The organism is Lysinibacillus sp. GJ-1, assembly GCF_021166035.1.
GTDB classification, from domain to species: Bacteria; Bacillota; Bacilli; order Bacillales_A; family Planococcaceae; genus Lysinibacillus; species Lysinibacillus sphaericus.
Genome location: NZ_CP088912.1, coordinates 2,887,409 through 2,906,672 on the forward strand (window position 1 = coordinate 2,887,409; position 19,264 = coordinate 2,906,672).

The 19,264-nt window shown below is 37.0% G+C and carries 19 protein-coding genes; 6 read left to right on the top strand and 13 right to left on the bottom strand.

The annotated features are described in order from the left end of the window. Window positions 1–351 precede the first annotated feature (351 nt). The gene (locus tag LO754_RS14300) at window positions 352–3,873 is read left to right on the top strand and encodes a S8 family peptidase (RefSeq protein ID WP_231784652.1); all 3,522 of its coding nucleotides are present in this window, start codon (window positions 352–354) and stop codon (window positions 3,871–3,873) included. A 70-nt stretch (window positions 3,874–3,943) separates the two neighbouring features. On the opposite strand, the gene LO754_RS14305 is transcribed toward LO754_RS14300, so the two are convergent. After that, the gene (locus LO754_RS14305; RefSeq protein WP_229386996.1) at window positions 3,944–4,384 is read right to left on the bottom strand and encodes a GNAT family N-acetyltransferase; all 441 of its coding nucleotides are present in this window, start codon (window positions 4,382–4,384) and stop codon (window positions 3,944–3,946) included. 176 nt (window positions 4,385–4,560) lie between these two features. Beyond that, window positions 4,561–4,806: a YkuS family protein gene (locus tag LO754_RS14310; protein WP_024361120.1), complete on the bottom strand. Its 246-nt coding sequence runs from the start codon at window positions 4,804–4,806 to the stop codon at window positions 4,561–4,563. 197 nt (window positions 4,807–5,003) lie between these two features. Here LO754_RS14310 and LO754_RS14315 point away from each other — a divergent pair, with 197 nt between their 5' ends. Beyond that, entirely contained in the window at window positions 5,004–5,552 is a 549-nt protein-coding gene (locus LO754_RS14315; protein ID WP_231784653.1) for a GNAT family N-acetyltransferase, read from the top strand. A 41-nt stretch (window positions 5,553–5,593) separates the two neighbouring features. Here LO754_RS14315 and LO754_RS14320 read toward each other — a convergent pair whose 3' ends face one another. From LO754_RS14320 to LO754_RS14335, 4 genes are all read right to left on the bottom strand, one after another. Then, window positions 5,594–6,826 (bottom strand): DNA polymerase IV, encoded by a 1,233-nt coding sequence (locus LO754_RS14320; protein WP_231784654.1) that lies wholly within the window; start codon window positions 6,824–6,826, stop codon window positions 5,594–5,596. Window positions 6,827–7,033: 207 nt separating this feature from the next. After that, window positions 7,034–8,221, bottom strand: a complete 1,188-nt coding sequence (gene argJ / locus LO754_RS14325) for a bifunctional glutamate N-acetyltransferase/amino-acid acetyltransferase ArgJ (protein ID WP_051147695.1) — start codon at window positions 8,219–8,221, stop codon at window positions 7,034–7,036. Window positions 8,222–8,244: 23 nt separating this feature from the next. Beyond that, on the bottom strand, window positions 8,245–8,709 hold the full coding sequence (locus LO754_RS14330) for an N-acetyltransferase (RefSeq protein ID WP_025219897.1): 465 nt from the start codon (window positions 8,707–8,709) through the stop codon (window positions 8,245–8,247). A gap of 303 nt (window positions 8,710–9,012) precedes the next feature. Continuing rightward, window positions 9,013–10,416: an aminotransferase-like domain-containing protein gene (locus tag LO754_RS14335; RefSeq protein ID WP_231784655.1), complete on the bottom strand. Its 1,404-nt coding sequence runs from the start codon at window positions 10,414–10,416 to the stop codon at window positions 9,013–9,015. Window positions 10,417–10,542: 126 nt separating this feature from the next. Between LO754_RS14335 and LO754_RS14340 the strand changes: the two genes are divergently transcribed. Beyond that, complete coding sequence (locus tag LO754_RS14340) at window positions 10,543–11,706, top strand: aminotransferase-like domain-containing protein (protein ID WP_024361126.1); 1,164 nt, start codon at window positions 10,543–10,545, stop codon at window positions 11,704–11,706. A 52-nt stretch (window positions 11,707–11,758) separates the two neighbouring features. Here the strand turns inward: LO754_RS14340 and LO754_RS14345 are convergent, their stop codons facing one another. Further along, window positions 11,759–12,319 carry a helix-turn-helix domain-containing protein gene (locus LO754_RS14345; protein WP_435892035.1) on the bottom strand — a complete coding sequence of 187 codons (561 nt, stop codon included), beginning with the start codon at window positions 12,317–12,319 and terminating at the stop codon, window positions 11,759–11,761. Between the two features lie 117 nt (window positions 12,320–12,436). Between LO754_RS14345 and LO754_RS14350 the strand changes: the two genes are divergently transcribed. Next, complete coding sequence (locus tag LO754_RS14350) at window positions 12,437–13,033, top strand: LysE family transporter (protein WP_231784656.1); 597 nt, start codon at window positions 12,437–12,439, stop codon at window positions 13,031–13,033. A gap of 67 nt (window positions 13,034–13,100) precedes the next feature. Here the strand turns inward: LO754_RS14350 and LO754_RS23485 are convergent, their stop codons facing one another. The 5 genes from LO754_RS23485 to bioD form a co-directional block, all read right to left on the bottom strand. After that, window positions 13,101–13,223 (bottom strand): hypothetical protein, encoded by a 123-nt coding sequence (locus LO754_RS23485; RefSeq protein ID WP_255313762.1) that lies wholly within the window; start codon window positions 13,221–13,223, stop codon window positions 13,101–13,103. 350 nt (window positions 13,224–13,573) lie between these two features. Further along, window positions 13,574–14,572 carry a biotin synthase BioB gene (gene bioB, locus LO754_RS14355; protein WP_231784657.1) on the bottom strand — a complete coding sequence of 333 codons (999 nt, stop codon included), beginning with the start codon at window positions 14,570–14,572 and terminating at the stop codon, window positions 13,574–13,576. Next, window positions 14,572–15,162: a biotin transporter BioY gene (locus tag LO754_RS14360; RefSeq protein ID WP_024361130.1), complete on the bottom strand. Its 591-nt coding sequence runs from the start codon at window positions 15,160–15,162 to the stop codon at window positions 14,572–14,574. Before LO754_RS14360 ends, bioB begins: the two co-directional genes overlap by 1 nt. Before the next feature lie 4 nt (window positions 15,163–15,166). Continuing rightward, on the bottom strand, window positions 15,167–16,534 hold the full coding sequence (bioA, locus tag LO754_RS14365; protein WP_231784658.1) for an adenosylmethionine--8-amino-7-oxononanoate transaminase: 1,368 nt from the start codon (window positions 16,532–16,534) through the stop codon (window positions 15,167–15,169). Further along, on the bottom strand, window positions 16,515–17,219 hold the full coding sequence (gene bioD, locus LO754_RS14370) for a dethiobiotin synthase (RefSeq protein WP_024361132.1): 705 nt from the start codon (window positions 17,217–17,219) through the stop codon (window positions 16,515–16,517). The genes bioA and bioD overlap by 20 nt, the downstream gene beginning before the upstream one ends. A 253-nt stretch (window positions 17,220–17,472) precedes the next feature. On the opposite strand from bioD, the gene LO754_RS14375 reads away from it, so the two are divergent. Then, window positions 17,473–17,937 carry a hypothetical protein gene (locus LO754_RS14375; RefSeq protein ID WP_024361133.1) on the top strand — a complete coding sequence of 155 codons (465 nt, stop codon included), beginning with the start codon at window positions 17,473–17,475 and terminating at the stop codon, window positions 17,935–17,937. A gap of 24 nt (window positions 17,938–17,961) precedes the next feature. Here the strand turns inward: LO754_RS14375 and LO754_RS14380 are convergent, their stop codons facing one another. Then, window positions 17,962–18,528, bottom strand: coding sequence for a TetR/AcrR family transcriptional regulator (locus LO754_RS14380; RefSeq protein ID WP_158497891.1), 567 nt, complete (start codon window positions 18,526–18,528; stop codon window positions 17,962–17,964). Window positions 18,529–18,635: 107 nt separating this feature from the next. On the opposite strand from LO754_RS14380, the gene LO754_RS14385 reads away from it, so the two are divergent. After that, window positions 18,636–19,160, top strand: coding sequence for a hypothetical protein (locus tag LO754_RS14385; protein ID WP_025219903.1), 525 nt, complete (start codon window positions 18,636–18,638; stop codon window positions 19,158–19,160). Window positions 19,161–19,264 lie beyond the last annotated feature (104 nt).

Consider the following 19,264-nt stretch of genomic DNA (forward strand, 5'->3'; position numbering starts at 1 on the left):
GTACTAGATGCTAGTTGTCGCCATACACTCCTTCTTAAGGAACAAATCTAGTAGCCACCACCCTCATCTATGAATATCTACCAACCTTGCCATATCCCGTATGCAACGAACCGTGTTGTTGTCAAACACCCACCGTTACATACGGGACGATTAATATTCCTCCGTCTTTCACTCCGCAAAAGAACGATGAACAACTCATGCGAAAAAAACTATAAAACTTTCATTTATAAAATAATATACTAGTTATAACAAAAAAACTTGTAAAAAAATTTTATTGTGGTATGAAACCTTTCTCTTTACCATCCGTTATAAATATTGTAGTTTATAATTTTTTTAAGGAGGTAAAAACAATTGAAAAACTGGGTGATGAAATCAATCGCTGTCGTAGCATGTTCTGCCTTACTGGTTCCTGCTGCTTCTGCCTTTGCTGAAGCACCACAGAACCCAGAATCAGTGAAAACTATGCTCGCTAGCAACAACAAACAAGGAGCGAAGCAGTTCAAGCAACAAACAGGAGGAAACGAATGGATTAGTGATAATACGATTATCGTGAAACATTCGGGTCTTGCTAAGAACGTACATAGTAAAATAGGTGCAAAAGTTATTCGCTCCATTCCTTCATTAGGTTACGATGTAATCCAACTTAAAAAGGGACAATCGTTAACAGAGGTTGTTTCCTACTACGCCAAGCAAAAAGGTGTAAAAAGTGTATCCCCAAGCTACAAATATCATTCCTTTAACACTATTGTAGATCCAAAGAAAAAAGATATGTATCATTTGCAGCTACTGGAAATTGATAAAGCACTAGCATTAGCTGGCAATCATGATGTAAAAGTAGCCGTTATCGATTCGGGTGTAGACTATAAACATCCCGATTTGCAAGGGCAAGTATTGCCACCATATAATGCGGTAAAACCTGCCGACTCTCCTGTTGCTGATGCTCACGGCACGCATGTCGCTGGCATTGTAGGCGCGACAAAAGATAATGGTATCGGCGGGCATGGGGTATATCCTAATGCCAAAATCCTTCCAATAGACGTCTTTAACGGACAAGAAGACGCGAGTGATTTTGCCATTGCTCAAGGCATTCTTTATGCCATCGAACAAAAAGCGGACATTATTAATATGAGTCTTGGTGGCTATGGAGAGTCCCCTCTAATGGAAGAGGCTGTTAAAATGGCGATTGATAAAGGGATTACCGTCATAGCTGCGGCAGGCAATGAAGCAACCGATAATTACTCCTTCCCAGCTTCTTTTGAAAGCGTTATTAGCGTTGGTGCTACAAATGAACAAAATAAATTAGCTAGCTTCTCAAACTATGGTCCATCTGTAAACTTGGTGGCTCCGGGAGAAGATATATATAGTACCGTCTACGATGAAAAGAAAGGCTCGTCCTTCGCAATATTTAGCGGTACATCAATGGCATCACCTGTTGTTGCAGGTGTAGCGGCACTATTAAAATCCAAATATCCAAATTTAAAGCCTTATGAAATAGAAGCGATTCTTGAATTGACTGCTAAAGATTTAGGGGAGCCAGGCTACGACCTTACGTATGGACATGGTCTGGTTGATCCTGTTAAAGCACTACAATTTGATATTAATAATCTACCTAAACGCTATAACGAAACAAAAGAACAACGGTTGAATAACGCCAAAGTACTGAAAAAGAATGTTCTAAATACAGAAAAAGGTGAGTTTAGGCTTCCAGAAGAGAAAAAATGGTACAAGGTAGATTTAAATGCGAATGAATATGCTCAATTGTCTTTAAAAGGTGCCGAAAATTACGATTATGCATTTGATTTATACTTCTACCCTACTGGTTATAGTGGCGATGTAGAACCGATTAAAGTAAATGATGTGCGCGTGAACCAACAAGAGGGCTATCTATATAAAGCAGAGAAACCAGGAACACTTCTTATTGGTGTAAAGGACCATAATGGAGGCTATAGCTTAAAGGGCAAGTCTTACTTTACATTTACAGCTCAAACAACAAACACATTACCAATTGATAATTTAACGACCATCGATCAAGCAGTGGCGATACAAAAATTCCCATTCAATACACAAGGGAAAAACTATACACTGCTTTCTAAAGATCATGAGAGCGACCAAGACTATTTCACATTCACTGTTTCAAAGCCAACGACGTTGAAATTTGATTTATCTGGTATCCCTGGTGTAACTGCATCTTTAGAACTTTATCTAAAAACAGATTTTGAACATGAACCTTCAGAACAAGGTGACGATAAAGAAGATGATGAACGCCTCCCAATCTCGGCATTAAGCAGCAAAACAAAAGGCGAAGGAGTTAGTCTTATTGTCGATGTCGAACCTGATGAAGAATATGTCCTTAGCGTTACAAATAACAGTGATAACGATTCTTCATTCGAGTCTTTCTTAACGTTTTTAAGTGGCGGCATTGACAATGAAGAAAACGATAGAATTAACGAGTCCATTTTTCCTTACACATTAACTGGTGAAGTCGTTTATTTACCTGAAGATGAAGACGGTCTTCCATTAATTGAACCAACACAAGAAGCCGAGGAAAATAATCCTTCCTCACCTGCTCCATCGAAAACAAAAAAACGTCAACAGAACTTTAACAAAAAACTATTTTCAAGTATAGAAGTATCTGATGAAGAAGAGGACTCAAAAGTAATTTTGGAGCATGCAATTCCTTATACGATTGGTAAAGAATACAAGGCATACTTCCAAACAGATGAGGATATCGACTATTTTATTTTCACACCACAAGAAGATGCCATCTATAGTTTCCAACTTCAAAAAGGCAAAAATCAAAGACCAACTGGTAGTATTTTAGAATATGATGAGGAAACGAAAGAATTGCAACTAATTTCTTCATTAACGAATGATCCAGCGATTATTTCACGACTCTACGGCATAACAATCAATGAAAATGATCCCAAGACAATTGCTTTGAAAAAGGGTAAAACTTATGTTGCTAAAGTCTTAAATTTCGGTGATCGTTCTACCGAACCATATATTTTTAAAGCAAATAAAATTGCGGCAATTCCCCAAGACCAAAATAAAGAAATCAATACAGTTGAAAATGCCCGTTCTATTGAATCTGGTACCAACTATCAAAATAAACTCGTTTTTTATGATGATACAAATTATTACTACTACAAACATCAGGACGAAGATACAGTATTAAGTCTTCTCATCAATTCCGAGCCATATACAAATAAGCAAGGAACGTCATTACCAAGAGAGCTACAAATAGATTTGAAATTTACGGGCTCTATCATTGAAGATACTAATGGTAATAAGCAAATTGACGGCAATGAAATGCAAACAGAAATTCCATTTGGCCAAGGTGAAAGCTATTTTGAAAGGCTACTTGGTATATCAGGGATATCGGCGCTAAATACATCATTTAAAGTAAAAAAAGATTATGGTTACTTTATTGCTGTTAATGCCATCGATAACGGCTTAGTTTCGACTCAGCCATATACTTTAACGCTGTTTGATCATAAAAAGAAGGATGAGGATGCGGATTCTAAATTAGTCAATGGTATACCTACAAAACCATCTTCACTAACGAAAACAGACGATAAATGGGTAGCTACTCAATATTTCAATGCAAATGTACCGTTTGGTGATAAGGACTATTTTGAATTCTACAATGACAGCAAGCGCAATGTAACGTTCACCTTACTAACCGAAAAAGGTTTGGATGGTGTCATCCGTATTATTGATGCTAAAGGACGCACAGTAAAAACCATCGATAATTACGGTGCCGATGATGCCGAACTAGGTATCGTACCATTGGAGCCAGGAACATACTATATTGAAGTTAGTGAAGCAAATGGTCGAGCAAGTACACAACCGTATACACTGGCAATACAGTAAATGCATTACCTTTCTGTCAATAGAAAAGCCCTAGATTGATATCTAGGGCTTTTTCATAATTACCATTCATTTAACCAAAATACTTTACATAATTACAATATTGATCTTGTATCATATTCAAATTTTCATATAATTTACGCGCATGTACATTGTCAGCAGCGGTTTGCAGTGTCACATAACGTGCCGATTGCTGCTCACAATATTGAAACACTTTTTCCATCAATGCTGTGCCTACCCCTTGGCCCCTCGCTTCATCCGTTACATAGATATCATTTAGTATATAAGCACGCTGTAATGCGATAGAAGAAAACGTTGGGTACAGTTGTGCAAACCCTATTGATTTCCCATTTTCCACAGCAATAAAAATAGTGGATTCTTTTAAAGCCATCCGTAATTGGATAAATGCTTTGGCACTACTAATATCCGATTCTAGTCCATAAAACTGCCGATACTCATCAAATAGCACTGTTACATCTTCTAATTCATCCATTGTTGCGTGAAGTATTTCCATTTCATTCTTCTCCCCTTATGTCTACCCATGATGGTCTTAAAATGTATGTAGCTAGTGTTCATTATAAAGGAAATGATAGGATAAAGATATTGTCAATAGTACCTCACTAGTCCTATACAACATTCAAAAGGTGCCACCTTTGATGTCACGAGGACTTCAAAAATAGCACCCTTTCTTTAATGGAAATATTGATCTACACGTTGTATTACTTCATCAGCGGAAAGCCCAGCTGCATCGATAATAGGACCTGCCATAATAGGATCACTAATGCCCATGACATCTCTATCTTGTCCTGTAATTACGCAAGCATCACATTTTTTTGCATCTGCTTCATTACGAAGCTGAATCACTTCATACCCTTTTGCTTTTAAAGCATCTTCTACATTTGATAATGATTGTTCAACACCAATAATTTTAGACATTCTTCTTCCACCTCCTATATGTTAATGTGCCATATAGGTTACCTAATTATTCACTTATTTTATATTTTATTATGTACAAATAACACAGGCTTCAGATAGCTACAAAATCACCTAACAATATACATATAATCCAATTCCACATGATATACTGTAAAAAAGTTTTAAGCTTTAATCACTAACAGGATGGGAGGATAAACATGATCTATAGTAAAACGGCCAAAACAATAGAAACAGAGCGCTTACTGCTTCGTCTATTTCAAGAATCAGATGCACAAGCAGTCAGCAATTATTGTAATAATTATAATATCTATAAAAGCACATTAAATTTACCTTACCCCTATTCATTAGAATGTGCACTCACATGGATTGCAAATCATGAAAAGCATTATGATCTAGATACTATGTATGAATTTGCTATAACAGACAAACAAAGTGGACAGTTATATGGGGCAATCGGTATTTCAAATCATTCACAATATAAAAATGGTGAAATTGCCTATTGGATTGGTGAAGAGCATTGGGGCAATGGCTATGCAACCGAAGCCGCTAAAGCACTAATTGATTTTGTATTTACAGAGAAAAACTATCATCGTGTTTATGCTCGCTATTTTAAATCAAATCCCGCTTCTGGTAAGATTATGGAAAAGTGTGGTATGCGATATGAAGGTACTTTAAAAGATCATATTTATAAAAATAATACATTTGAAGATATTGTTTTTTACGGAATTATTAACCCAAAAAAATAAAGGGCAAACGAGGTGCTTACGTCATAAAAACGTAAGCCACCTTATTTAAGATCATCTAAAAAATCTTTACTAAAGCTCGTCTGTGATTGAAAAGATGATCGTTTTGCAATATCTGCTCCTCTTTTAATGATGCCTTTGCCAAATCGTTCTTCTATCTCATCCACTACCTTTAAAATTGGCTCCTCTTTGATATGCTCTTCAAAATTAAAAAATGTTAATTGCTGTGTCATTTCTTTCATATTGCTGACATTTGAAATGGTTACGCCTAATAATCGGACAGGCTCCTCATTCCAATGTTTTTGAAAAAGGCTCCATGCGTGTTCAATAATATCTTCTTTTAAATAAATAGCATTGTTGACCGATTTACTGCGCGTATAGGTTTTCCAATTAGCTGTACGAATTAAAATACTCACCGTGACGCCAGCAAGTTTTTTAGCATTTAATCGATCCGCTACCTTTTCAGAAAGTGTAGTAATGAGTTTATATAATTCATCTCTATCCGTCGTATCGTGCGAAAGTGTTGTCGAGTTCCCTACACTTTTCGTATCATATATTGCCTCGGGATCAACAGGTCGATCATCCTCACCATTCGCCTTCTGTTTCATACGAACACCATTGATGCCAAATTGTTGCTTTAATAGGCGTTCATCCGCCACAGCTAATTCTCCAATTGTTTGTATACCCACCTTTTTCAACTTCTCGGCTGTGCTTTTCCCAATTCCATGCATTTCTATGACATTCAATGGCCACAGTATAGATGGTACATCACGCTTACGTAATATGGTAATTCCCATCGGCTTTTTCATATCGCTTGCCATTTTCGCTAAAAACTTATTCGGTGCAACACCTATTGAACAAGGCAATTGTAGTTCGTTCCAAATGCGGTCTTGTATGCCTTGTATAAGGTCCATTACATTTTGACCTTCTACCATCGGCAATTGCATATACCCTTCATCAATAGAAACTGGTTGAAGAATTTCACTATATTCTTTCAATAAGCTAAAAAATGCTTTTGAAGCTGCTCGATATCGCTCAAAATTCGGTGGCAGAACAATTAAATCGGCACACTTTCTTCTTGCCTCACCGACATTCATCGTTGTATAAACACCACTTTTTCTAGCTTCATAGCTACATGTAATCACGATACCTCTACGCTCTTTTGGATTACCTGCAATGGCGATTGGTTTTCCTTTTAATGAGGGATCGTAAATTTGTTCCACTGAGGCATAAAAGCAATTTAGGTCAATATGCAAAATAATTCTTCCTTTATGCATTTTCTCTCACCTCATTAATTATTATCTACATACATTTTTAAAAGAAAGAATGTATCGTTTCTGCGTCATGCTAATCCTTCAATTTAAACTTTTTCTATAGTTTATCACATATAAGAACTTTTGTTCCTTTTTTCACCCACTTGCATTTTTTGCGACAAAAAAAGTGCAGGTACTGTACAATGATTGCACAATAGCTGCACTGTTATTTTATGTTGTATAGGAACCATTAATTTTCACATAGTCATAGGACAAATCACAACCCCATACAGTAGCTTCTTCCTTGCCTAATCCGAGAGATACTTTAATCTGGATTTCAGAATTCTCAAGATACTCTTGGATGACAGATAAATCGACGGTATCGATTGGTTTCCCTTGATAAATTAACGTTTCACCAAAATAGATGGAGATGTTTTCAGGATTAAGGTCTACTTCATCTTCACATTTACCAATCGCCATGGCTATACGTCCCCAATTGGCATCTTTTCCAAAAATAGCGGTTTTCACGAGTGGCGAATTCACAATACTTTTAGCCACTTTTTTTGCTTGTGCAAAGCTCGATGACGCATTGACAGTGACTTCAACTAATTTTGTAGCGCCTTCCCCATCACGGGCAATTTCTTTTGCCAAGTCAATGCTCATATTATTTAACGCTTCAGTAAATTGCTTGATATCCACTTTCCCTGCTAATCCATTCGCCATAATGGCTACTGTGTCACTTGTACTCGTATCGGTATCAACACTTACCATGTTAAATGAATGATTCACGGCTTCTTTAAAAATTGTTTGTAAAGTCGCGGCTGGAATTTCAGCATCTGTTACAAAGTAAGATAACATCGTAGCCATATTCGGCTCGATCATGCCAGAACCTTTTGCAATACCAACTAGTGTAGCATTACCGACTTTGCATATTTTACATTTTGGATAAGTATCAGTCGTCATAATTGCTTGTGCTGATTTTTCTAAGCCTCCTTCTACTAACTGTTCTTTAAGATTGATGATTCCATTTTTTATTTTATCCATCGGTAATTGATGCCCAATTACACCAGTTGAAGAAGGTAAAATATTTTCAGGTGCAATTGCTAACTCTTGTGCGACCAAGTTGACAATTTCTTGAACATTACGAATCCCCTCTTCCCCTGTTGCGACGTTCGCATTTTTACTGTTAATGACAAAACATTGTAATTTACCGTTTGCAACATTTTCCTTACCAATGGGGATAGGTGCACCACAAAATTTACTTTGCGTAAACATAGCAGCTGCGTTTGCTACAGTAGATGACATAATAACCGTGAAGTCTAGCGTTTCATCTTTAATACCGAGGTTCTTCACACAAGTATAAAATCCTTTCGGCATCATTGTTTGCAAATCATTTTCTTTTTTCCCTAGTTCTTGCATTGCCTTTTCCTCCTTTTCAACTTTTAGTCTGCAGTTTCCAAATATTTAACCATCGCTACTTCATCGCAATTATTAATTTTTGGGCAATTCACGCAATCCGTCCAAACCTTTTCTGGCAAATCATCTCTTTTGACAATTTGAAATCCCAGTTTTGAAAAAAACTTTACTTGATATGTTAAGGATATTAATCTTTCCACCCCTAATTTGGGACTCTCCTGAATGATATGTTCCACTAACATTCGACCGATTCCTTTTTGTTGGTAATCTGGATCTACGACTAAGGAACGAACCTCTGCTAAATCTTGCCCTAAGACATGTAGCCCTGCTACCCCAACAACCTTAGCATTGTCCTTAACAACATACAAACACTGTAACTGTTGATAAATTGATAATAAGGAACGAGGTAATACAATCTCTTTATCTGCGTAAATTTTGATTAGTTCATAGACAGGTGTAACATCAGCTGTTGTAGCATTATATATTTTCATAGATTTCTCCTTCTTCTAAAAAAATTAATATGTTATAAATATGCACTAAACTGATTTAAAATGCAATTTGTTTTTGTGAAAATTTACAGAATATTTGAAGCGCGGGTAAAAGTTTATGATTCGCGGGTAAACCTTTGGGAAGCGCGGGTAAATGTCTCCAATTCGCGGGTAAACTGTGAAAAACCGCGGGTAAATGCCCCTGATTCGCGGGTAAACTTTTGCGAAACCGCGCTGTTACGCTCAACAATAAAAAAGTGTTAGATTGCATGCAATCTAACACTTCTCCCTTCCACTCATTCACTGTTAATCTACAAACGCGTAGTCACCATCACTTTCAAGCAATTCCTTTAACACCGTTAAAGCTTGCTCAAGCTGTGTGCTATTTTCTGGTGCCGTAATTGCCAACCGTACAGCATTTACTGGTTTGGCATTACCTACTGCAAAACGTTCTGCTGCATAGACTTGGACGCCTGCTTTCGAAGCAAGTAATTCAAACTGCACACCTGTAAATTTTTTCGGTAATAGAAGCCATCTAAACATGCATTCAGCATCACCTAAAATATTGTATTCACCTAAATACTGATTCACAAGCGCATTTTGTTGTTTAGCATATAAGCGATGTTTCTCTAATATCGTTTGCGCAACACCATCTTGAATTAGTCTTGCTGTAAGCTCCACCATAACAGGTGATACCGAAATATTGATATTATATAGTGTTTCAATAATTTTCTTTCTTAATGCACTAGGCGTCACAATAAAGGATAACCTTAAACCAGGTGATATCGTTTTGGACACGCTGGCAATATACACTACCTTTTCCGGTGCATAAAAGGCGATTGGCGCTAGTGGTTGCTCCTTCAAAAAGCTATAAATGGCGTCCTCTATCACGATCAATCCTTTTTGCCTTGCCACTTCTGCTATCATTTTTCTTGTTTCCAAAGACATTGTATGGGTTGTAGGGTTATGAAAATCTGGAATCACATAAAGACCTTTAATATGTTCATTTTTACAAGCATACAATAGTCCTTCTTTTGTCATCTCTCCATTTTTTTGCTGAATGGCAACTAGTTGAATACCAAGCATATTGACCGCCGTTTTGATTCCTGCATATGTAATAGGATCTGTTCCAATACGATCTCCTGGATGAAATAAAGCGGCTAATGTGCCGACAATTGCATTTTGACCTCCTGCACCAAGCAATATTGGTTGATCCGTTTGAAATCCAACCTTTTCTAAAAGTTTTGCTGCTGCTTCAGTTTGCCATGCATTCCCTTCTGGTCGACCATATTGAAATAACTTGCTAACATTAGAATCATTCAGCATTTTCTTCATATAACGTGTTATTTCTTCATTTGCATACGCATCTGGTAAGACCGAACCTAACTCGATTAAATGACCAGCATTACTTGTCGGTAATAAAATTTTATTTGCTGCTGCATCAGAAGAAACAAATGTACCACTCCCAATGGAGGCATAAATTAGTCCCTTTTGTCCGCACAGCTTAAACGCTCGTGTAATTGTACTTAAATTGACATCTAAAAAATCAGCCAGTTCTCGTTGTGGTGGCAACTTAGTCCCTGGCAATAAAACGCCTTCCTTAATATCCTGCTCTAACTGCTCTGCAATTGCGATATAGATTGGCGCAGAAATATTGCTTATATTGGGCTTCCAGCTCATTGGGTATTCATCAAATGAGTTAAACGGCATGTTTTAACCCCTTTCTTTTGGCTTTGCATACAATATATAATTGTCTTGCATACAATCATAATATTGTATGCAAATGATTACAATGCTATAATTTTTAAAAAATCAGAAAAAGGGACCGATAAAATTATGCAATATTCTGAAAGAATCTTAAACACACCATCTTCATTCATCCGTAATATTTTAAAAGTAACGGATGCCGAGGATGTCATTTCCTTTGCAGGTGGGCTACCAAACCCCATCTCTTTCCCAATCGATGCATTAAAAGCATCTGTTGACCATGCGATTCGTGAAAATGGCAGTCGATTATTCCAATATTCATCTACACAAGGCTATGCACCTTTACGTGAATACATCGCAGCTAAGTACAAACGTGTTCATGGGTTAGATATTAGTGCAGATGATATATTGATTACAACTGGTTCACAGCAAGCGCTTGAACTGATTGGTAAAGTACTTATTAATAAAGGGGATGGCATTGTCATTGAGGAACCAGGCTATTTAGGCGCGATTCAAGCCTTCACATTAAGTGAGCCTAATTTCTATGGTGTAACCCTTGAAAACGATGGCCTTAATTTAGAAGAATTAGAGAATGCGTTACAGCAGCCAAACGTAAAATTCATCTATACAGTACCTAACTTCCAAAATCCAACCGGTCTTACGTATTCAAAGGAAAAACGTCAACAAATATATGACATTATTGCTAAATACGACGTAGCATTAATTGAAGATGATCCATATGGAGAACTACGCTTCCAAGGTGAACCACTTCCTTATATCGGTGCCGGAAAACTCGAAAATAGTATTTTACTAGGTTCTTTCTCTAAAACAGTTACACCAGGTATGCGCCTTGGCTTTATTATTACGAAAAACAAAGTGTTAATGAAACATATTGAAACAGCAAAGCAAGCAACTGACCTACACACAAACATTTTCTCACAATATGTGATTTATGATTACTTAGCAAATAATGATTATACAGAACACGTAAAAAAAATCATTGCTTTATATAAAAATCAATCTGATGCAATGCTAGATGCGATGCAGGAATTCTTCCCTGCACATGTTGAATACACTCGTCCAGATGGTGGGATGTTTATTTGGGCGACAATGAATAACGGTGTCGCAGCATTGGACGTCTTTAATAAAGCAATGGAGCAAAAGGTCGCTTTCGTTCCTGGTGATCCCTTCTATACGTCAAAAACAGGTGTTAACACGATGCGTCTGAACTATACAAATGCAACACCTGACATTATTCGTGAAGGCATTAAACGTTTAGGCAGCATTTTATAATGCAATAAAAAAAATCGTATGAGCCCTATCCATAAGCGCTCATACGATTTTTTTATCTTTCATTCGGATAATAGATGGTCATGCTTAACTTCGTTAATGTATCACCTGCATTAGTATAGTAATGCGGTCTGTCAGCTTTAAATCGGATGGAATCACCAGTTGTTAATGTGTAGTTATGGTCATTGACCTGAATCATTAATTCACCTGTAAAAACAGTAATAAATTCCTCTGTTCCTTCTTTATGACCCTCAGCGCTTAGTTGGCCACCTTGATCAATCTCTATTGTATAGATTTCAAAACGACTATCTTCTTGAAATGGAAAATTTGGATACACTCTATATTTCCCATTATCTTCTGATAATACTTGAATATCCTTTTTCAACACGACTTCTGTATCCGTCTGTGGCTGATGAATAAGAGCAGTAAAGGAAACCTTTAAACCAGTTGCGATTTTCCAGATTGTTGTAAGCGTTGGACTAGACTCGCCTCTTTCAATTTGCCCGATCATCGTTTTACTAACCCCACATAGCTGAGACACTTTTTCTAAACTGAGTTTTTCTTTTTCGCGAATAGCTTTTAAATTCCTTGCAAAAATTAAATGAATTTCTTCCAAATACAAGCACCCCTTAAAAAATTGTACAATATAACGACCTTTATGTATAATAAAAAAACAGGACGTTATATAGTTTATTTAGGACGATATAACGCACAAAAAATGAGGAGGTCTAAAATGCCTTACATATCCTTTTTAGTATTCGTTATCATTACAAGCTTTACACCCGAGCCGAACAACATTATGGCAATGGCCTATGCCAACCAATATGGATTAAAAAAAATGATGCAGTTTTGTCTCGGTGTGGGCATTGGCTTCTTTACAATAACCGCTTTAAGTAGTTTTTTTAATTTTGCTGTTAGTCAAATTATGCCCATTATTACATTTCCACTAACGATTTTAGGAGTAGGCTATATGTTGTATTTAGCTTTTAAAATTGCGACAACCAAAGACCACGTAGATTCGAATCCTGACCATCTAGAGGAGCATAAACGAAACCTTTTACTACTTGGAACCTTTCTACAGTTCGTCAATCCAAAAGGAATTTTGTTTGGCATTACGGTCGTTGCGACCTATATTTTGCCGTATTACACTTCCTATATGAGTTACATTTTATTTGCATTATTTTTAGGGTTTGTCGGGATTATAAGTACATTTAGCTGGTCTCTATTTGGCTCTACCTTTCGAAAAGTACTTTTACAGTATCAACAACCATTCAATATTTTCATGGCAATTTTATTAATTTACAGTGCTTTCTCCATACTTTTTCATTAACAAAACCCCTCATTGTACGTTATATTGTACAATGAGGGGTTATTTTTAGATTTAAATCGATCAAGTATTATTTTGTATATGTTAATACGGCATTTTTCTTAAATTTTGCTAATGCGGCTGTTGCCTCATTTTTGTTTGTATATTCAAAAATACGCACATTTTTTTTCTCAAAAACTGTAATAACCCACATCTTAACCTCTCCCTTACCTATTATTTTTGTAATATAACAATCACCTAACATGTGATACAAAGAACAAACTGTCTTATAACAACTCTTGCTAATTTTCATTTTACGCTCTTTTTTTAAAAAATAAAGCTTTATGTGAAGCCCTTCACAAACTGTTCAATTTCAAAACGCTTTCATTGAACATTTTGTGAAAACCATCATTTTATAGGTATATTATCGGAACCATTTATTTACCTTTCTCCTTCTCTTTTATCGACCAAAAACCGTCTGTGCGCCTTTTCCACGACGCTCAAACGGTTTTGAGGTAATCATATTGTGTAGTAGTAGATTTTATTTCATAATGATTGGTTGAATTAAGAACAAAATGCTTCTTCTTGCTTTTGTGTCAGCTCGATTTCAAAGCCCAAATCTTCAAGCATACGATAATCGCTATTGGCTTCTTGTCCTTCAGTAGTCAAGTAATTCCCAACAAAAATACTATTTGCTGCATACAGTCCAAATGGCTGAAGGAATCCTAAATTGACTTCGCGACCACCGGAAATTCTAATTTCCTTCGAAGGATTCATATAGCGGAATAATGCTAATACTTTTAAGCAATAGCGAGGATTTAAGTCCTGTGTTCCTTCAAGTTTCGTTCCATCAATTGCATGTAAGAAGTTAACTGGAATTGAATCCGCGTCCAACTGATGCAATGCGCGTGCAATTTCCACGACATCCATTTTCGTTTCTTTCATCCCAATAATGGCTCCAGAACATGGGGAAATACCATGTTTCTTTACAACCTCAACGGTATTAACACGATCCTCATATGTGTGCGTCGTCGTAATATAGGAATGGTGACGCTCTGATGTATTTAAGTTATGATTGTAGCGATCAACCCCCGCTTCTTTTAATTGTTGTGCTTGTTCTTCTTTTAGTAAACCTAAGCAAGCGCAAACTTTTAAGCCATATTTTGCTTTAATTTCTTCAACGGCTTCACTCACTACATTGACATCTTTACGAGTCGGCCCACGTCCGCTTGCGACGATGCAATACGTACCAATTTTATTTTCAAACGCACGCTTTGCCCCCGCTAATATTTCTTCTTTTGTAATGAACGGATATTTCTCAATAGGAGCGGTCGATTTAGATGACTGCGAGCAATAGCCACAATCCTCTGGGCAATAGCCACTTTTAGCATTCATAATCATATTTAACTTTACTTTTTTCCCGTAATAGTGCTTACGAATGGCAAATGCGCCGTCCATTAGCTTTAAAATATCATCATCATCACTATTTAAAATGGCAAGTGCCTCATCATCGCTAATTACCTTGCCTGCAATCACTTCATCTGCTAATTGTAACCAATTCACTAAACATTCTCCTTTTCAATTTGCACAAGTTTTATAGCTCTAGCGGAACGGAATACTTTGTATAGACGTTCAGCTAAAAGGGCAGAAGCAATTGCTAAGCAAAAGTCTGCAACAATACTATTGACAAAGCCTACTAAAAATACATGAGACCAACTTGATTTCATGTTTAACCATACATTTAATGCTACATATAAATAAGGTACTGCGACTGCATAAATAATGATAAGCCCTATAATATTGGCAACAATGAAATGCTTTTTCGTTGGTGATTCTACTCGATCAATCATATAGCCGATTACTAATGCAGCAAGAGCAAATCCTATTAAGTAACCAAAAGTCGGCTGCAATACATATGTAATGCCTCCACCTTGTGTAAAAACTGGCAAGCCAACTAAACCTATTCCTATGTAAACTAGCTGACTTTGAAATCCATTGCGACCACCTAGTAAGCAGCCCGCTAAAAAGACAAAGACAATTTGTAATGTAAACGGCACGAGCGGTAATGGAATTTTAATGAAGGCACCAACTGCTGTTAATGCAGCAAACATCGCAATCATCACAAGTGATAACGTTGACTGTTGTTTCAACATGCCCTCATCCCTCCCGCTCTTCAAAAAATTGAACAATTGTATCTTTTGTTGTTTGAATCATAAATTGCATTTCATCGTCCGTTATAATGTATGGTGGCATGAAATACAAAACATTCCCAAGTGGACGAATCAGTAACCCTTTTGCTAAAGCCCTTTTGTATATTTGATAGCCGATGCGCTCCTCACTCGGTAATGGCTCTTTGGTATCGCGATTCGCCACAAGTTCAATCGCCCCGACAAACCCAACTTGCCGATATTCACCAACAAAAGGTAAATCACTAAAAGCCTCCAAGGCTAGCTTTCGCATTCGTTCACCTTTGTCTTGCACAACGTCTATATACTGTTCTTCTTCAAATATCGCCAATACCTCTAGAGCAACACGGCAGGCAAGTGTATTCCCTGTGTAACTATGTGAATGTAAAAACGCCTTCATCGTGGCATAATCATCATAAAATGCCTGATATACATCATTCGTCGTCATTACGACAGACAGTGGTAAATACCCACCTGTTAAACCTTTTGATAAACACATAAAATCCGGAGAGATATTAGCCTGCTCACAGGCAAAAAGTGTACCTGTGCGCCCAAAACCTACAGCAATTTCGTCTGCAATTAGATGCACATCATATTGCGTACATAGTTCACGTAAACGTCGCAAATAAATAGCTGGATACATTTTCATCCCTGCTGCCGCTTGAATGAGTGGCTCAATAATAACCGCCGTAATTTCCTTATGATGCATGCGCAACTGATCCTCTACAAAACTAATACATTGGGCATGGCAACTATCCGGATGATGCTTGAATGGGCAACGGAAACAATCTAGGCCTTGTGCTCGTACCGTATCCAATAACAGTGGTTGATACACTTCGTTATAAAGATCTACGCCACCGACGGATAAAGCACCTAATGTTTCACCATGGTAGGCATCCGTTAATGCCAAAAAGCGTTTTTTTTGCGTTTTCCCCGTTTGCATATGATATTGAAAACTCATTTTTAAAGCGACTTCTATAGCAGATGAACCATTATCTGCAAAAAATACTTTTTGTAAACTTTGTGGTGTTAAAGCTACTAATTTTTGTGCGAGTTTAATCGCTGGCTCATGTGAAAAATTCGCAAAAATTGTATGCTCCAACGTAAATGCTTGTTCACTTAATGCTTGGCTAATACGTGGATTGGCATGTCCAAATAAATTGACCCACCATGAAGATACCGCATCAAGATAGCGTTGATTCTGTTCATTATACAGCCATACACCTTCGCCTTTTTTTATCACGATTGGTGGAAAAGCCTCATAATCTTTCATTTGTGAGCAAGGATGCCAGACATGTTGTAAATCTTTTTCTTGTAGCTCAGTTAATACTTGTTTCACGTCTAATCAGCCTTTCAAACAATGATGTGCCCGTAATTGCATACTCATTAATGTCCGACAGCTCTTCCAGCTTTGGTATCGTCATATAGGGCAATGTATAATACTGTAAAATCGTTTGAATATTGTCTTGCTCCATCCTGCTCCCCATATCACCGTTAAATACAAGACCAAGCACTTCAATTTTCCGTGTAGTCAATGCCTCTAACGTTAAGAGCGTATGGTTAATTGTTCCTAGTGCTGTTCGTGTAACCACGACAACGGGTAGTTTACTTTCAACAATGACATCCAACAATGTCGTTTCGCCACATGCATCTAATGGCACAAAGAGCCCACCCGCTCCTTCACAAATAACAACATCCCATGTTTGCTGTAAAAGTTGCATTTGCTTTAATAACTGCTGTGTGTCAATTTGCTGCCCCTCCAGTTGAGCCGCAAAATGTGGCGATGCAGCCTCTTTAAATGAATAGCCATTTAAATTCTCTCTGTCTAGCAATTGCAAGGAATATTTTTCATACATCGCTGTGTCGAAGTAATAGGCTTGTTCACCATCATACACTTCACCAGTTTGGACTGGTTTATAAGGCGTTACACGTACGCCCTGTTTTTGCAAATTACGCATTAATAATGTGGTGACAAATGTTTTTCCAACATCTGTATCTGTTCCAACAACCCAAAAGTGTTGCAACTGTACCTCCCCCTCTTTTAGTTAACCAACTATAGTTTTTAAGTTAACACATTCTTTTTCCTTTTGTAAATGCCTTTTTTTGCATTTTTACATAAATGATTCAGATAATGCTTTTTCCGAGGGTATTCTATCCTAAATTTCACTCGATTGATCGGATATTCACCCCGTTTTATCAACGTTGGATTATTTCCCAAGAAATATTAAAGGGTTTTTATCATAGGTTGTAGTATTAATCAAAACAGGGGGTGGCAAAATGTTTGGACTATTTAAGGAGACAGATAAAAAGCTAGATACATATGAACAAATGAGCAGTATTTTAAATACTTTGCTTACTTACGAAATAAGAGATTTACCGTTGCGTTATGAATTTTGGTATCGTGTAGCTATTCGGCAAGAAGAATATCGAACATTGCAAGCAGAACATCGAGAAAAAATCTCAATGCATACGGCCATAGGAAGGTTTCATCAAGTTCAATATGAGGATACGAAACAGAAGTGTGCAAAGCTTGAACGACTGACGGATATTTATAAGTTATTGTGTATCGAGGAAGAACGTCAAACAATGAATCACCGTCTATCTTTCCACAAGGAAGCAATAGAGGAAATTTATAGGCATGTGCAAAAGAAACACCTTTATACGTATAGCGATTCCGTACAACGTCAATTTTGGGATGCCGTTAGTGAAGACATACTAAAAGCAATTGCCCATCTAGATTAACACTAGATGGGCAAACCACTTGTTTTATAGTTTTAATACTTTATCTATTTCTTTTTCAATTAAACATTGAAGTCGCACTTTATCCATTGGTACTAAGCCCATTAAAACATGCAGGGCAAGACCATCAATAAATGCATGTAAATGGACAATTTCATCGTGTAGTACTAGTCCATCTTGCAGTAAATTTTGTTGTTGTAAATAAGCAAATATCTTTTCAATACCGCTCAATATATTTTCTTCTGACGCTTCTCCACTTCGCACCTTATAAGAAACAAATTCTAGCCAAACTTGCATTTCAATAATATGTTGTTCAGAGATTGGCACGAGCTCCAAAAGTACTGCTACAATAATTTGCTTAATTGGTAGTGGCTTTTGTAAATGCTGGGCAATACGCTCATTTACTTGCTGCTCTACTAACTCCATCGCAAATACGATTAATTCCTCATGCGTGTTAAAATAGTAACGAACAGCACCTAATGATAAATTTGCCTCCTTTGCAATTGAACGTACTGTAGCACCTCTAAGTCCATCCCTAGCAATTACATTCCACGTGGCTTTCGCGATACTCGCTTTTCTTTCTTCATGATTCACTATTTTTGGCATACTTCAAGTATAGACTATTTTAATACATTTGTATTATTTAAAACTTTATGGTAATTTTATTTAATACAACCGTATCAAAATAATGGAGGGTTTTTATGATTGCTTGGATTATCGCTGCAGAAATAGCATTTTGGATTGTCATATTAATAGCTTTGGTTTGTAGATACCGTTTTAACAAGCCAAAACTAAGCATTTTCTTTTTTGCCCTTACACCTGTTATAGACCTTCTATTAATCTTGCTAACTGCTATGGACTTAAAAGCTGGTACACCAGCATCCGCTTCTCATGGTATTGCCGCTATCTATATAGGTGTCTCGATTGCCTATGGGAAGACAATGATTACATGGGCAGATGAAAAGTTTCAACAATGGTTTTTAAAAATCCAGATAGAAAAACAGCGGTTAACAGGATTGGCGAAAGGAATCCATGAAGTAAAAATGCTCGGTTTACATGTTCTCGCCTACATTATTAGTACTAGTTTATTGTATGCGATGATTGTATTTATTGGTCAACATACCGATACGTCTTCCCTACTACAAGTGATGAAAATTTGGGGGATTGTTTTAATAATCGATGCCGTCATTAGCCTTTCTTATGTCATTTTCCCCGGCAAAAAATAACAGTCGTGTTCTCTTGCCCCTTGCATGTGGAAAGGGATTGGTTGGATAGGTATTAATCGTGCAATACATAAAGATGTATTTAATAACAAAGCAATTACTAACCT

What these genes read in the sequence shown, in the direction of transcription:
- LO754_RS23485 (WP_255313762.1), bottom strand. Translation starts at nt 13,223, where the DNA reads ATGTGGGTTATTACAGTTTTTGAGAAAAAAAATGTGCGTATTTTTGAA.
- LO754_RS14320 (WP_231784654.1), bottom strand. Translation starts at nt 6,826, where the DNA reads ATGCATAAAGGAAGAATTATTTTGCATATTGACCTAAATTGCTTTTAT.
- LO754_RS14315 (WP_231784653.1), top strand. Translation starts at nt 5,004, where the DNA reads ATGATCTATAGTAAAACGGCCAAAACAATAGAAACAGAGCGCTTACTG.
- LO754_RS14340 (WP_024361126.1), top strand. Translation starts at nt 10,543, where the DNA reads ATGCAATATTCTGAAAGAATCTTAAACACACCATCTTCATTCATCCGT.
- LO754_RS14385 (WP_025219903.1), top strand. Translation starts at nt 18,636, where the DNA reads ATGATTGCTTGGATTATCGCTGCAGAAATAGCATTTTGGATTGTCATA.
- LO754_RS14335 (WP_231784655.1), bottom strand. Translation starts at nt 10,416, where the DNA reads ATGCCGTTTAACTCATTTGATGAATACCCAATGAGCTGGAAGCCCAAT.
- LO754_RS14305 (WP_229386996.1), bottom strand. Translation starts at nt 4,384, where the DNA reads ATGGAAATACTTCACGCAACAATGGATGAATTAGAAGATGTAACAGTG.
- LO754_RS14375 (WP_024361133.1), top strand. Translation starts at nt 17,473, where the DNA reads ATGTTTGGACTATTTAAGGAGACAGATAAAAAGCTAGATACATATGAA.
- LO754_RS14350 (WP_231784656.1), top strand. Translation starts at nt 12,437, where the DNA reads ATGCCTTACATATCCTTTTTAGTATTCGTTATCATTACAAGCTTTACA.
- LO754_RS14330 (WP_025219897.1), bottom strand. Translation starts at nt 8,709, where the DNA reads ATGAAAATATATAATGCTACAACAGCTGATGTTACACCTGTCTATGAA.
- LO754_RS14360 (WP_024361130.1), bottom strand. Translation starts at nt 15,162, where the DNA reads ATGTTGAAACAACAGTCAACGTTATCACTTGTGATGATTGCGATGTTT.
- LO754_RS14310 (WP_024361120.1), bottom strand. Translation starts at nt 4,806, where the DNA reads ATGTCTAAAATTATTGGTGTTGAACAATCATTATCAAATGTAGAAGAT.
- argJ (WP_051147695.1), bottom strand. Translation starts at nt 8,221, where the DNA reads ATGCAAGAACTAGGGAAAAAAGAAAATGATTTGCAAACAATGATGCCG.